The organism is Halomonas sp. BC04 (assembly GCF_000568385.1).
On the sequence record NZ_AZQX01000135.1, the window covers coordinates 1 to 14,428 of the forward strand.

The 14,428-nt window shown below is 65.2% G+C and carries 11 protein-coding genes and 4 pseudogenes; 11 read left to right on the plus strand and 4 right to left on the minus strand.

Annotation, left to right across the window (positions count from 1 at the left end):
• Positions 1–94, minus strand: a pseudogene (locus Q427_RS31170) (acyltransferase); the annotation flags it as partial.
• A 229-nt stretch (positions 95–323) separates the two neighbouring features.
• A complete protein-coding gene (locus tag Q427_RS09505; RefSeq protein ID WP_043513309.1) occupies positions 324–1,367 on the minus strand; it encodes an agmatine deiminase family protein in 1,044 nt (347 codons plus the stop codon).
• A gap of 168 nt (positions 1,368–1,535) precedes the next feature.
• Between Q427_RS09505 and Q427_RS09510 the strand changes: the two genes are divergently transcribed.
• Complete coding sequence (locus Q427_RS09510) at positions 1,536–2,777, plus strand: lipoprotein-releasing ABC transporter permease subunit (protein WP_043513311.1); 1,242 nt, start codon at positions 1,536–1,538, stop codon at positions 2,775–2,777.
• Between the two features lie 25 nt (positions 2,778–2,802).
• Positions 2,803–3,516 (plus strand): ABC transporter ATP-binding protein, encoded by a 714-nt coding sequence (locus tag Q427_RS09515; RefSeq protein WP_043513329.1) that lies wholly within the window; start codon positions 2,803–2,805, stop codon positions 3,514–3,516.
• Positions 3,517–3,561: 45 nt separating this feature from the next.
• Here Q427_RS09515 and Q427_RS09520 read toward each other — a convergent pair whose 3' ends face one another.
• A complete protein-coding gene (locus tag Q427_RS09520; protein ID WP_043513313.1) occupies positions 3,562–4,101 on the minus strand; it encodes a DUF2062 domain-containing protein in 540 nt (179 codons plus the stop codon).
• A 193-nt stretch (positions 4,102–4,294) separates the two neighbouring features.
• Here Q427_RS09520 and Q427_RS09525 point away from each other — a divergent pair, with 193 nt between their 5' ends.
• The 9 genes and pseudogenes from Q427_RS09525 to murB all read left to right on the plus strand — a co-directional run bounded on the left by Q427_RS09525 (position 4,295) and on the right by murB (position 13,010).
• Positions 4,295–6,574: a DNA internalization-related competence protein ComEC/Rec2 gene (locus Q427_RS09525; RefSeq protein WP_081785918.1), complete on the plus strand. Its 2,280-nt coding sequence runs from the start codon at positions 4,295–4,297 to the stop codon at positions 6,572–6,574.
• A 129-nt stretch (positions 6,575–6,703) separates the two neighbouring features.
• Positions 6,704–7,294, plus strand: a complete 591-nt coding sequence (locus Q427_RS09530) for a MotA/TolQ/ExbB proton channel family protein (protein ID WP_442905473.1) — start codon at positions 6,704–6,706, stop codon at positions 7,292–7,294.
• Positions 7,291–7,719 carry an ExbD/TolR family protein gene (locus Q427_RS09535; RefSeq protein WP_043513317.1) on the plus strand — a complete coding sequence of 143 codons (429 nt, stop codon included), beginning with the start codon at positions 7,291–7,293 and terminating at the stop codon, positions 7,717–7,719. Before Q427_RS09530 ends, Q427_RS09535 begins: the two co-directional genes overlap by 4 nt.
• A pseudogene (gene msbA / locus Q427_RS09540) lies at positions 7,716–9,460 on the plus strand (lipid A export permease/ATP-binding protein MsbA); the annotation flags it as partial. The gene Q427_RS09535 and the pseudogene msbA, both read left to right, overlap by 4 nt.
• Positions 9,461–9,467: 7 nt before the next feature.
• Positions 9,468–10,469 (plus strand): tetraacyldisaccharide 4'-kinase, encoded by a 1,002-nt coding sequence (gene lpxK, locus Q427_RS09545; protein WP_197030575.1) that lies wholly within the window; start codon positions 9,468–9,470, stop codon positions 10,467–10,469.
• A 59-nt stretch (positions 10,470–10,528) separates the two neighbouring features.
• Complete coding sequence (locus tag Q427_RS09550; protein ID WP_043513321.1) at positions 10,529–10,738, plus strand: Trm112 family protein; 210 nt, start codon at positions 10,529–10,531, stop codon at positions 10,736–10,738.
• Entirely contained in the window at positions 10,738–11,514 is a 777-nt protein-coding gene (gene kdsB / locus Q427_RS09555) for a 3-deoxy-manno-octulosonate cytidylyltransferase (RefSeq protein WP_043513322.1), read from the plus strand. Before Q427_RS09550 ends, kdsB begins: the two co-directional genes overlap by 1 nt.
• A gap of 10 nt (positions 11,515–11,524) precedes the next feature.
• Positions 11,525–12,003: pseudogene (locus tag Q427_RS09560) on the plus strand (low molecular weight protein-tyrosine-phosphatase).
• The gene (gene murB, locus Q427_RS09565; RefSeq protein WP_043513325.1) at positions 12,000–13,010 is read left to right on the plus strand and encodes a UDP-N-acetylmuramate dehydrogenase; all 1,011 of its coding nucleotides are present in this window, start codon (positions 12,000–12,002) and stop codon (positions 13,008–13,010) included. The pseudogene Q427_RS09560 and the gene murB overlap by 4 nt, the downstream one beginning before the upstream one ends.
• 1,098 nt (positions 13,011–14,108) lie before the next feature.
• Here murB and Q427_RS32155 read toward each other — a convergent pair.
• Positions 14,109–14,428 (minus strand): annotated as a pseudogene (locus Q427_RS32155) (ribonuclease E); the annotation flags it as partial.

Sequence of the window (14,428 nt, forward strand, 5' to 3'; positions counted from 1 at the left end):
GTTCGCGCACGCCGGCCTCGCTCTCGGCCAGGCTTGCGGCCTTGTCGGGCCAGGCGGGCTGCTGGACCAGGCCGACCTTGAGATGACGGGACATGATGGTAATTCTCCTCGTGTGTCAACGCTCCAGGCTTAACTCCAAGGCTATCGCAGATCGCATCTACCGCTCGGGTTAGCCTTGCGTCAAGTCTTCGAGGAGGCGCTGTGAATACTTCCCTGTACGCTACCGACGCCTTCCCTGGCGTAGGACCTCCTCTACGACTTGACTCCGGCACCCCTCGCTTCGTGCCTATGCAACAACCCAAGGCCTGATCGTCGCCTTTGATTTAGGTGTGTGTCGCCAGACTGCCCTTAGGCAGCTGCATGGTCAGGCAGTGCAGGCTGCCGTGCTGTCGGATCACGCTGAGGCAGTCGATGGGCACGATGTCATGGTCGGGAAAGGCCGTCCCAAGGGCTGCCAATGCCCGGCTGTCGGCATCACTGCCGTAGATGGGAACCAGTACTGCACCGTTGATGATCAGGAAATTGGCATAGGTGGCTGGCAGCCGATGGCCATCCACCGGATCGAAGCAGGGTCGCGGCCACGGCAGCGGAATCAGCCGGTAGGGCCGGCCATCGGCACGACGGAAAGCGGCCAGTTCGTTCTCCATGGCGGTGAGGGCGGCGTAGTGGGGATCGGTAGGATCGTCACACCTGACATAGGCGATGGTCTCGCTGTCGCAGAAGCGCGCCAGGGTGTCCACATGGCTGTCGGTGTCGTCTCCCTCCAGGTGGCCGCTGGTCAGCCACAGCACCCGCTCGACCCCGAATGCCTCCTTGAGCACGGTTTCCACCGCGCTGCGGTCGAGCTGCGGGTTGCGATTGGGGTTGAGCAGGCAGGCCTCGGTGGTCAAGAGTGTGCCTTCACCATCGCTCTCGATGGCGCCGCCTTCCAGCACCAGGTCGCGCGGCTCCACCGGGCAGGCGAAGAGGCCAGCTTCTACAAGGCGTCGAGTCAGGGTGTTGTCCCGGGTCGCCTTGAATTTGCCGCCCCAGCCGGTAAAGACAAAGTCCAGCAAATGGAGTTCACCGTCGCGGATGATGCCGATGGGGCCATGGTCCCGTGCCCAGGTGTCGTCGGCCTGGGCGACGATCAGGTGCAATCGCTCGGCAGGAACGCCGAGGCAGGCGAAGCGGCGCTGCAGGTGGTGGCGCGTGGCGGTCGAGGGCACGCTGATCACGACGGACTGATAGCGTGCCACCGCTACCACGATGCTCTCCATGGTGGCCTCGAAGCGCTCGAGCAGCGGTGCCCAGTCGCTGGTGGGGCTGGGCCAGGTGAGCTGGATGGCGTCCTGGGGGTGCCATTCGGGAAGCAGGCGGTTGGCCATGGTGGGAGCCTCTGGGTTGCGTCTCGTCGTCCGGCGTCCTATCGCCGAGTCGGCGAAATGTAGGCTGAGCCGGGTAATGTTGCAAGCATCGGGGAAACGCAATCCTGCCCGGTGCAGTGAACGGCAAAAAACCGTACCATGACCCCCCGCTGACAAGGAACGCCCATCATGCTTGACCGCTTGCCATTGTTGATCGGGTTGCGCTATGTGCGCGCCAAACGCCGCAACCACTTTATCTCCTTCATATCGTTGACCTCCATGCTGGGCCTGATGCTCGGCGTGGCGGTGTTGATACTCGTGTTGTCGGTGATGAACGGCTTCGATCACGAGTTGCGCACCCGCATCCTGGGCATGGTGCCCCATGCCAAGATCGAGTCTCGCGCCGGCCTGGTCGAGTGGGAGGCCCTGGCCGAAGAGCTGATGCAGCGCGAGCGGGTGATCGGTGCGGCACCCTTCGTGGAACAGCAGGGCATGTTCTCCTCGGCCGGTCGCAACGAGGGTGCCATGGTCAACGGTATCCATCCCGAATGGGAGGATCGCGTGTCGATCATCGGCCGGCACATGCAGCAGGGTAGCCTGGATGACTTGGCGCCCGGCGAATGGAACGTGGTGCTGGGCTCCCTGCTGGCCCGGCATCTGGGTGTCGGGGTGGGCGACCGGGTCACCCTGCTGGTGCCGGAGGCCTCGATCACCCCGGCGGGGGTCTTTCCACGCCTCAAGCGCTTCACGGTAAGCGGCATCTTCAGCGTTGGCGCCGATCTGGACGCCAACCTGGCCTATGCCAATATCGAGGACATGCAGACGCTTGCCCGCCTGGGCGATGCGGTAGGGGGGCTGCGGCTGGAGTTGGACGACCTCTTCGTCGCGGCCAGCGAGACCCGCGCCATCATCAACCAGCTTGGCACGGGCTACCGCGGCACCGACTGGACCTTCTCCCATGGCAACCTGTTCCAGGCGATTCAGATGGAGAAGCGCATGATCGCGCTGCTGCTGACCGTGATCATCGCGGTGGCGGCTTTCAATATCGTCTCGACCCTGGTGATGGTGGTCACCGACAAGCATGCCGACATCGCCATCCTGCGAACCATCGGCGCCACGCCCCGCTCGATCATGGGCATCTTCATGGTCCAGGGCATGGCGATCGGGATCATCGGCATTACCGTGGGGGTCGGGCTGGGCGTATTGCTGGCGCTGACCATCTCGGATCTGATCGGCTGGGTCGAGTCGGCCCTGGGCATCCAGTTCCTCGACGCCGGGGTCTACTTCATCAGCGACCTGCCGTCTCGCCTGCACTGGTCCGACGTACGCGACATCATCGCCGCCGCGTTCGGGCTGACGTTCCTGTCGACGATCTACCCGGCCTGGCGCGCGGCGCGGGTCCAGCCTGCCGAGGTGCTGCGCTATGAATGATCCGGCCACCCTGAAGGAGAGTGACATGAGCCAGGCGGCATACGCCAAGGGCAAGATAATGCTGGCTTGCCACGACCTGACCCGCATCTATCGCGAGGGCCCCCAGGATGTCACCGTGCTGGATGGCCTCTCGCTGGAGGTGCGGGCGGGGGAGCGGGTTGCCATCGTGGGTAGCTCCGGTTCCGGCAAGACGACGCTGCTGAACCTGCTGGGTGGCCTGGATCGTCCGACCCGGGGTGAGGTACGCATCGCCGATGAATCACTTCTCGACCTGGGCGAGGCGGCCCTGGGCCGTTTTCGCAATCGGCATATCGGCTTCGTCTACCAGTTCCATCACCTGCTGGCGGAGTTCACCGCCCTGGAGAATGCCGCGCTGCCGTTGATCGTGCGTGGCCAGAGCAAGAAGGTGGCTGAGTTGCGGGCTCGGGAGCTGCTGGTCAGGGTCGGCATCGCCGAGCGGGCCGACCACAAGCCGGGCGAACTCTCCGGCGGCGAGCGTCAGCGGGTCGCCATCGCCCGGGCGCTGGTTACCGATCCCAGCCTGGTGCTGATGGACGAGCCCACCGGCAACCTGGACCAGACCACGGCCGCCAGCATCCTGGCGCTGATGGACGAACTGGCCCGAACCACCGCCTGTGCCTTCGTCATCGTGACTCACGACCTTTCGATGGCGGCACACCAGGATCGCGTGCTCAAGCTCGATGGCGGACGCCTCGCCGAGCAGCACGACTCCGCTTGATCCAGGCCACCTGACCCGAGTCCCGGCCGATTCGATTGCCGGGACTCAATCCTCCCTGTCCAGTCGCGCCTGCCGGCGCCGCATGGCGCGCAATTTCCAGCTGCGCGAAATATGCCAGCGCCAGACCAGCCGGATGATCACATTGCCTACGATGGCGAAGACGATAGCCGACACCACCGACCCCAGTGCCAGGGCCGGCAGGATGTCGGCCATGCGGTCGGCGATCCAGCGGGTCGAAATGCGGGCCGGCGCCTCACGGGCAGGGGTATTCATCAGCCAGGCGCCCAGGCGATAGTTGCCGTAGAAAATCAACGGCATGGTCAGCGGGTTGGTGATCCATACGAGTCCCACCGAGAGCGGCAGGTTGCAGCGCAACAGCCAGGCACCGAATGCCGCCACGATCATCTGGAAGGGAATCGGCAGCATGGCGCTGAAAAGACCGACCGAGAAGGCGTTGGCCACGGTGCGACGTGACAGTGCCCATAGGCCGGGGTCGCCGATGATATGGCTCACAAAACGCAGCGAGCGCTGGCGTCTGAGCGTTTCGGGGTGAGGCATGTAACGCTGCAGGAATCTGCGCGGCATGACGGATTGGCTCGCTGCTTCGGGACCCGACTATTATCCATGGAAGGGTGCTGCCTCGCCATGCCGTATGTGGGTATCGGCGGTAGGCAGGCATTGACAAGACGGGACCGGACGGCTGGCACTCAGGAGGCAGTCACGACTCGGACAGGGGCAGCCAGGGGGCGGCGATAAGGGCAAGGGAATGCGAATTGGCATGGCGTTACCGGCAGCGGTGGCTGCCTTGGCGGGTGTCGGTCTGGGTTGGTGGGCGCCGGAAGGCCTGGTGGAGCTCTGGAGCCTGGCGCTGCTGCTGTTACTGGCCAGAGGCAGCTGGCGAGGGGTAGGGCTGGCCCTGGTCGTGGCGTTGACGGCGGGACAGGTCCTGCTGGCCAAGGGGGCCGAGCTGCCGATGGGCCTGCTTCGAGTCGACCTGCTCGTGGAAGGCCGGCTTGAGTCCGTCAAGGAGGAGGGGCGGCTGACGCGCTTGCTGGTAAGCGTGGACGACTGTCGACCCTTGCTGGCGGAGGGTCTGCCCTGTGACCGGCTGCGTCGCGTGCGGCTCAGCCACTTCCAGGCACCCGACATGGCACCGGGTGAGCGCTGGGCGCTGGCCGTTCGGTTGCGCCCGCCCGGCGGCTTCGCCAACCCCGGCACGTTCGACTACGGGGCCTGGCTTTGGCGTGAGGGCATTCAGGCCACCGGCTACGTACGCAGCGAACCGCCGGCCGAACGCCTGAAGCCGGCGGGTTTTTCCCCGCGGCGACTGGCCCTGGAACACCTCGAGGCACGGCAGCTGCCGCCTGTGACGACACGCTGGCTGGCGGCACTGACGCTGGGGGCGGGCGAGCGCCTGACGCGGCAAGAGTGGGATCTGCTTAATGCCAGCGGTACCACGCACCTGATGGTGATTTCGGGGCTGCATGTGGGCCTGGTGGCGACCTTTTCCCTGCTGATGGCGCGGGGTTTCGGTCGACTCGTCGCTCCCCGGTGCTGGCGGCTGGCGGTCTGGCCCTGGTGTCTGGCCGGTGCGGTGGCCATCGGCTACGCCTGGCTGGCAGGGCTGCAGCCTCCGGCCATGCGGGCCATGATCATGACCCTGATTGGGCTCTGGGTAGCCAGCGGCCGACATGCGCCGGGGCCGTGGCAGGCCTGGTGGCTGGCCCTGGGGCTGATCGTGGTGCTGGATCCGCTATCGGTCTGGCGGCCCGGTTTATGGCTGTCGTTCGTCGCCGTGTCGCTGCTGATCGTGATCTGGCAGGGGCGGGCACGACCCGCCGGCGCTCGTGGCTGGGCCTGGGCGCTCCTGCGCACCCAACTGCTGCTGGCGCCGCTGATGGCGGCCGCAGTATTGCTCGCCTTCGCTCGGCTGGCCCCCGTCGCTCCGCTGGTCAACCTGGTGGCGGTGCCGGTCGTCAGCTCCCTGCTCGTTCCGCTGGGGCTGCTGGGCTGGCTGCTCACGCCGGTGCCGGCGCTCTCCAAGCTGTGCTGGTGGCTCTTCGAGCGCATCGCCCTGGCGCTGATCGCCCTGCTCGAGTTCGCGGTGGCCTGGCTGCCGCTATGGTGGCCGTCGGCAGAGACGATCCTGCCGCTGGCGCTCATGCTGGGGCTGGTCGCCCTGCTTTGGTCATTGCCGGGTCTGGTGGCGACGCTGCGTGTCGGTGGCAGCCTGCTGCTGGTGCCGGCGATGCTGGGGCTGACGGAGCCGAGGCAGGAGCCCGGTACGCTGCGGGTGCGGATCCAGGATGTGGGGCAGGGCCAGCTGGTGGAGCTGCGCAGTGCCAGCTACCGCATGCTGTATGACGCCGGGCCGCGTTTCGCTTCCGGCTTCGCACCGCTGGCATCGCTGTGGCCGCCGGGGCAGCGCTTCGATCGTGTGATGGTCAGTCATGACGATATCGACCATGCCGGTGGGGTGGCGCTGCTGGCGGAAGAGCACCGGGTGAATGAGTTTCTCGCGCCGCGGGGGGAGGATATCGGTGTTCCGTTTACACCCTGTCTCCAAGGCCAGCATTGGCAGCGAGACGGTGTGACCTACCGGGTGCTCTGGCCGCCCGAGGATACCGCGGCACTCTCCAGTAATAATCGCTCCTGTGTCCTGGAGGTGACGGTGGGGCCTCATCGGCTGCTGCTCACTGGTGATGTCGGCCGCGACGTTGAGCGGGCGTTCCTGCTCGACGTCCAGCGACCGGTGACGGCGCTGCTGGCGGGACATCATGGCAGCCGGACCAGTTCGGGGCCGCAACTGGTTCAGGCCCTGGCGCCCCGGCACGTGATCTACAGCGCCGGCCGCTATAATGCCTTCGGTCACCCTCATGACGAGGTGGTGCGGCGCTTTCGCCGCGGGGGCAGCTGCCAGTGGAGTACCGCCCTCGACGGTGCCGTGACCCTGTGGCTCGGAATTGACGTGGAGCCCCCCATTCACTCGGCCCGTGTCATGCCCTGGCGCCGCAGCGGTGTCGAAGGTGAGTGCCATGCGGTAGAATCGCCCCACTGACCGCAGCCGTCGTGGCTGAGTAAGGAGGGGCTGGATGAACATGATGGATGCGCTCATCGCCGGGGGCTGGTTGATGATTCCGCTGCTGGGCTGTTCGTTGCTGGCGACGGTTATCATCATCGAGCGCCTGTGGACCTGCGTGCCAAGCGCATCGCACCCTATGGCCTGGGGCAGGAGGTCTGCTCCCTGGTTTCCCGTGGCCAGGTCAACCTCTACTGGCTCGAGGGGCACTCGCCGCTGGGCGGAGTGCTGGCCGCCGGCCTGCGCAATGCCCGCCTGGGTCATGAGCAGGTGCGTGCCCGACTGCAGGAGGCCGCCACTGCCGTGATCCATGACATGGAGCGCTTCCTGAGCCCGCTGGGGACCATTGCCGCCATCACACCGCTGATCGGTCTGCTCGGTACCGTGGTAGGCATGATCGAGGTGTTTTCGGTCATCGTGGCCGGCGACGGGGCAAGCCGCACCGCCGATCTGGCCGGCGGCATCTCCCGTGCCCTGGTGACCACGGCGGCGGGCCTCACCGTGGCCATACCCGCGCTGATGTTCCATCGCTACTTTCAGCGCCGGGTCGAGGACATTACCGTGCGCATGGAAGAGCAAGCCAGTCAGGTGGTCGAGTTCATCGCCCACTACCAGGGCAGCGTGAGCCTGTCCGACGGCGGCGAGGGTGAGCGTGTCGAGGCCGATGGCCGCCTCGCACCGGAGGTCAAGCGGTCGTGAGATTTGCGCGCCGTCGCCGCGACCCGGTGGAGGTCAACCTCACTCCGCTGATAGACGTCGTCTTTCTGCTGCTGATCTTCTTCATGGTGTCCACTACCTTCGAGACACGCCAGGCTCTGGAGCTCGAGCTGCCCGAGAGCGTGGCGGGCGTCGACCTGGAGCTGTCGCCGGTGACACTGGTCGTTACCGAGCAGGGGCGCTATCGGCTGGGCGAGCGTGAGCTGAGCGCCGCCGAGCTGAGCGAGGCGCTTGCCGCCGAAGCGGAGCAGGCACGCATGCACGGCCTGGTGCTCGAGGCCGACGCGCGGGCCGTGCATGCGGACGTGGTGCGGGCACTGGACCAGGCGGGTACGCTGGGCATCCGCCAGGTGCGAATAGCGACCCGTGAGCCACAGGCTACATCTACCCAAGCGGAGACACCGTGACTCAAGCCGGTACTCAACATTCGGGCTGGACGCTCTACAAGCGGCTGCTGGGCTATGTGAAACCCCACTGGGTTTCCTTTGCCCTGGCCATCGTCGGCTATGCCATCTATGCCGCCTCAAGTACCGCACTGGCGGAAATGATGAAGCGCCTGATCGATGGCATCCAGAACCCGGACGCCTCCTTTCGTCTTTTCCTGCCGCTGTTCGTGGTCGGCATGTTCGCCGCCCGGGGGCTGGGCACCTTTCTCGGCACCTATTTCATGAGCAATGTGGCGCGCAACGTGGTGCATGCGCTGCGCTGCGATGTGTTCAACCATATGCTGCATCTGCCGGGCCGCTTTTTCGATTCCCACTCCAGTGGCCATCTCATATCCCGGGTCACCTATCACGTCGAGCAGGTGACCGGTGCAGCGACCAAGGCGGTCACCATCGTGCTGCGTGAAGGCCTGTTCGTCATCGGCCTGTTGAGCTACCTGCTTTGGACCAACTGGATGCTGACGCTGCTCTTCATGACCGTCACGCCCCTGATCGCCGGGGTGGTCAGCTATGCCAGCAAGCGCTTCCGGCGCATCTCCCAGCGTATCCAGCACTCCATGGGTGACGTGACCCACGTGGCATCGGAGGCCCTTTCCGGCTACCGAGTCGTGCGAACCCACGGAGCCGAGGAGTACGAGAAGGCCCGCTTCGCCGAGGCCAGCAACTACAATCGCCAGCAGAGCATGAAGGAGGCCTTGACCAAGGCCGTCAGCACCCCCGTCATCCAGCTGCTGGTGGCGCTGTCGCTGGCGGTGCTGGTCTGGCTGGCGATGTCGCCGGCACTGCTCGATGACATGACGCCCGGGGAGTTCGTCGCCTTCATCACCGCTGCTTCGCTGATGGCCAAGCCGGTGCGTCAGCTCACCGAGGTCAACAGCGAGATCCAGAAGGGTATCGCCGCCGCGGCCGAGCTGTTCGGGCTGCTTGAAGTGCCCGCCGAGCGCGACGAAGGTACCCTTGAGCCGGGCCGGCTCGAAGGCCGGGTGGAACTGCAGGATGTGCACTTCCGCTATGGTGACGATCAGCCCGAGGTGCTCAAGGGCATCGATGTGGCGGTCAGCCCGGGGGAAATGATCGCCATCGTGGGCCGTTCGGGCAGTGGCAAGTCCACCCTGGTGGGGCTGTTGCCGCGTTTCTATCGTCCTACCGCGGGGCGGGTGCTGATCGATGGCGTGCCCATTGACGAGTACCGCCTGGCACCCCTGCGGCGCCAGATCGCCCTGGTGTCTCAGCAGGTCACCCTGTTCAATGCCAGCATCGCCGACAATATCGCCTATGGCGTCCCGGATGCGGACCCGGCCGCCATCGAGGCCGCTGCCCGGGCGGCCCATGCCCATGAGTTCATCGAGCCGCTGTCCCAGGGCTATGACACCGTGGTGGGCGATAATGGGGTCATGCTCTCCGGTGGGCAACGCCAGCGCCTGGCCATCGCCCGGGCGATCTTCAAGGATGCGCCGCTGCTGATTCTCGACGAGGCCACGTCGGCACTGGACACGGAGTCGGAGCGCTACATCCAGCAGGCGCTGGAAACGGTGTGCCGGGACCGGACCACCCTGGTCATCGCCCATCGCCTCTCCACCATCGAGCGGGCCGATCGCATACTGGTCATGGAGCAGGGTCGCATCGTCGAACAGGCTCCCACGATCAATTGCTGGTCCGTGATGGCGCCTATGCGGCCCTTTATCGGCTGCAGTTCCAGGAGTCTCCGACGCATGAAGGGGCGGGTGGCAGAGCGCTGGCTGGAAGCCGCCTATGGAGGCGCCGCCTGGCTCAGGCTGCTGCGTCCCCTGGAAGCCCTCTACCGCCTTGCGGTGGCTCGCCGGGCTGCCGCCTACCGCAGCGGCAGGCGCAGGACATGGCGGGCCGGGGTGCCGGTGATCGTGGTCGGAAACCTGACCCTCGGAGGCACCGGCAAGTCGCCGATGGTGGCCTGGTTGGGCCGGCACCTGTCCGAGCGAGGCTGGCGGCCGGGCATCGTCTCGCGTGGCTATGGCGGCAATGCCGCTGAATACCCGTTGCGCGTCACTAACGAAACGCCGGTGGAGCGCTGTGGCGACGAGCCGCGCATGCTGGCACGCCAGACCGGGCTACCCGTGGTGGTGGATCCGGACCGTCCGCGTGGCGGCAGGGCGCTGCTCGAGGCGGGCTGCGATATCCTGATCAGTGACGACGGGCTCCAGCATTTGCCGCTGGGCCGTGACCTGGAGCTGGTCGTCGTCGATGGGCGTCGTGGTTTCGGCAATGGACGCTGCCTGCCGGCGGGGCCGCTGCGCGAGCCGCTGGACCGGCTGGACGAGGTGGATGCGGTGCTGGTCAACGGTGCCCCCTCTTTTGCCATGCCCGCCAGGGGGTGGGTCTTTCGGCTGGCACCCATGCAATGGCGCACACTGCAGGATGGCGTCCGCTTCCCGCTCCAGCCGCTGCCCTTCACAGGACCGGTCCATGCGGTGGCGGGCATCGGTAACCCTGGCCGCTTCTTCGCCACACTGATGGAGATGGGAATAGAGGTCCGACCTCATGCCATGGCCGATCATCACGCCTTCACCGCCCGGGATTTCGCCTTCGACGAGGCACTGCCGGTGGTGATGACGGCCAAGGATGCGGAAAAATGCCAGCGCATTGCGCCGGACGACAGCTGGGTGCTGGAGGTGGAGGCACAGCCGGATGCCGAATTCGCGGCATGGCTGGATGCTCGTCTGGAAGCGCTGCGATAACCTACACAATACCGTGGCCATTGTATGGTAACGGTCACCGTTCACCGCGGAGGTAGAAGATGGACAAGGAATTACTGGCGATGCTGGTATGCCCGTTGTGCAAGGGCAAGCTCAAGTACGATCGCGAGGCCCAGGAGCTTCATTGCCTCTACGATGGCCTCGCCTATCCGATTCGCGATGGCATCCCTGTCATGCTGCCCGAAGAGGCGCGTCAATTGGACGCCGACGAAAAGCTGCCCACGTCACCCGGACGCATGGGAGGCGCTTGATGGCGGACGCGGCCAATGCGTTCATTGCCGTGATCCCGGCCCGCTTCGGTGCATCGCGTCTACCGGGCAAGCCGCTGCTCGACATCGCCGGCGAGCCCATGATTGCCCACGTCTGGCGGCGTGCCTGCGAAAGCACCGCCCAGCGGGTGATCGTGGCCACGGACGATAGCCGTATCCGCGAGGCACTGGCACCGTACGATGCCGAGGTCGTGATGACCCGGGCCGACCATCCTTCGGGCACCGACCGGCTGGCCGAAGTCGCCGAGCGTCTGGGGCTTGCTGACCGAGCGGTACTGGTCAACGTCCAGGGTGACGAGCCGCTGATCCCGCCGCAGTTGATCGACCAGGTGGCGGCACGGCTGATCGGCGACTCCGAGGCCTCCATCGCGACCCTGGCCGAGCCGATCACCGACGTGGACACGCTATTCAATCCCAATGTGGTCAAGGTGGTGAGAGCGCTTTCCGGCCGGGCCCTGTACTTCTCCCGTGCTCCCATTCCGTGGGATCGCCAGGCATTCGCATCGCGCCCCGACTGGCTCGAGACCGATGGTTGGCTGCGCCACATCGGTCTTTACGCCTATCGGGCGGGCTTCCTGGCGGAGTATGGCGACTGGACGCCATCCCCCCTGGAGCAGCTCGAGCAGCTCGAGCAGCTGAGAGCGCTGCATCACGGCCATGCCATTCAGGTCGCCCTGGCAGCACAGCCCAACCCTGCCGGCGTGGACACCGCCGAGGATCTTGAGCGGGTCAGAGCGCTGCTGGCCCGGAACCACTGAGGAGCTCGCCATGCGCGTACTGTTTGTCTGCCTTGCAATATCTGCCGTTCCCCCACCGCCGAAGGCGTCTTTCGCCAGCAGCTGGAAGCCGCCGGCCTCTCCGGGAGGGTCGCTGTCGACTCCTGTGGCATTGCCGCCTGGCACGTGGGCAAGTCACCCGACCCCCGTACCCGTGAAGCCGCCCTGAAGCGAGGCATCGACCTGAGTGGCCTGCGGGCGCGACAGCTTGCGGCGGATGATTTTCTTCGCTTCGATTACCTGCTGGCCATGGATCAGGCCAACCTGGCGGCGCTGCATGAGCAGCGCCCCGCCGACTGCCCGGCTCATGTGGGGCTGTTCCTGGACTTCGCCGGCCATGCCGAGCGCGAGGTGCCCGACCCCTACTACGGGGGGGAGCAGGGCTTCGACGAGGTGCTGGACCTGGTCGATGTGGCATCGAGGGGGCTGGTCGAAGATATTCGCCGGCGACTCGAGGCGCAGCCATCTTGAGTGAGATCCTGACCGACCATGACCTGAGTCGCGCCAACACCCTGGGCCTGCCCTGTGTCGCCGACGCCTTTGCCGCACCGAGCCACACTCATGAGCTGCAGGAACTCCTGTTTCAGGCCAGGCAGCTGGGCTTGCCGGTGACGGTGCTGGGCGGTGGCAGCAATCTGATCCTGCCCGAGAGGTTGGCGGGACTGGTGCTCCAACCGGCACTGGATGACTGGTGGCTGGATGAGGAGGCCCCGGATAAGGTGCTGGTGCACGCCGGTGCCGGCGTGAACTGGCACACGCTGGTCATGGCCCTGGCCGGCAACGGAATTTGGGGCATCGAGAACCTGGCGCTGATTCCAGGGCACTGTGGCGCCGCGCCGATCCAGAATATCGGCGCCTATGGCGTTGAACTCTGCGACGTGCTGGAGGCGGTGCACCTGATCCACATGGATGACGCCCGTGAGCAGGTCTTGACGCCAGCGGAGTGCGCGTTCGGTTATCGCGACAGTATCTTCAAGCATGAGCTCGCGGGCAGGGTGGTGATCACCCGCCTGGTGCTCCGTCTCTCCCGGACCCCACGACCACGGCTCGGGTATGGCGACCTGGCCAGCCACGTTGGAGATGCCCCGACGGCCCTGCAGGTGGCCGAAGCCGTCTGCCGGGTACGCCGCGAGAAGCTGCCTGACCCGGCGCGGCTTGGAAACGCCGGCAGCTTCTTCAAGAATCCGCTGGTGAGTCGGGAAACAGCCGATCGACTGCTGAGTGACCACCCGGAATTGCCTCACTTCAACCAGCCGGATGGCCGTATCAAGCTGGCGGCGGGCTGGTTGATCGAGCGCTGTGGCCTCAAGGGCTGGAGGCTGGGGCACTTCGGCGTCCACGACCGCCAGGCCCTGGTGCTGGTCCACTTCGGTGGCGGCAGCGCCGCCGAGCTGCTGGACTTTGCCGCAGCGGTGGCTGGCCAGGTGGCGGAGCGCTTCGGTGTCGAGCTGGAGCGCGAGCCACGGCTGGCGGGCTGATTGCCACGGTTGCCCCGGGTCACCCTTCAATGGGTCACCACCGACAGTCTTGAATAGATCTTCTGCGAGAGGACAAAGAGCCCACGCAAACACAAAAGCCCCTTGAGCAGGGGCAAACTATGCCATGCACAGCGACTGACGATGTAAAGGGAGGATAGTGCAGCGTTAGTTTATTCAGAATATGTAAGGGGGTAATGCTTTCCGAGCACGCCTTCCCTGGCGAGTTTCGATGCCAAATGCCGGAGTCATGAAGCGTGATTTAATGTTTCTCTTCGCCCTGTTCGGCAACGGCTCTGCCGGATGGTAGTCAGGCATGGCAATACCTGAAGTAACCACCGTTTCCGGGGAAGTCTAGATTACGTGGTTCCGGCCCGGATATGGCACCTCGGTACCCGGCACATCCCTGGTTTCTCTACCACGCGCATCCCTTGCTTCCCTATCCGCTGCCCCCGCTATCCCCGGAGCACCAGCAGGTGCCTCACCTGGGAAGGCCTTTTCGCCCGGTATCGGGGAGCCCGGGATATCTCTTGTTTCAACACCAGTCTGGCGCTCATGCGCATCGGCCCGGCGCATAACAAGGAGGACATCGGTTTCGGGAGGAGCCGCCTGGACAAGTTCAGTTGGTCCATCCGTGCGTGGCACGTCCATTACCTCTTGCCCAAGTGCACCGACATGGCCTGAGGCATTTGCCAGCGCGAAAGGTCCAGCCGTCATACCGACTGCGATACCCAATACGCCGATTGTCTTGAGGAATTGAATAGAAATCATGGTGCCACCTCCAAGTAGTCGTTTTTTGACAGCGACTCAGAGTGAATAGATGCTCTCAATCTGAGTCCTTGATACTTGGTAGAGGCAAGCCCTGTTTCCTTACGAAAAACCAGCCTGATTTAAATAAGATTTGAAACTATTCTATTGCCAAAAAAATATTCATGCCATTGTAATGAAAAGAGGCAGTCGGCAACTAAGCAACGCTATATCAAGACCCAGAGAGGGGTTGCCGTCTGGATGACCATGATCGTCGACGGCTCCTCACAGCTAGTCCCGAAACGAAGACGCCCGCGCATTTGCGCGGGCGTCTTCGTCATGGCGGCTCGGGCGTTAGCCCTGCTTGCCATCCTGAGCCTTGGCTTCCTGCTCACGACGGCGGATCTCCCGCGGGTCGTTGTGAGCGCGACGGCGACGACGGCGCTGTGCCGGCGTTTCATCCTTGGAAGCCTCCGCATCGGCCTTGGCGTCGGTTTCACTGGGCTGCTCGGGCTTGGCCTCTGCCTTGGGCGCCTCGGCCGCCTTCGGCTGCTCGACCTTCGGCTGCTCGGGCTTAGCCTCTGACTTGGGCGCCTCGGCCGGCTTTTCGGCCGCCTTGGGCTGTTCAGCCTTCGACTGTTCGGGCTTGGCTTCCGCCTTGGGCGCCTCGGCCG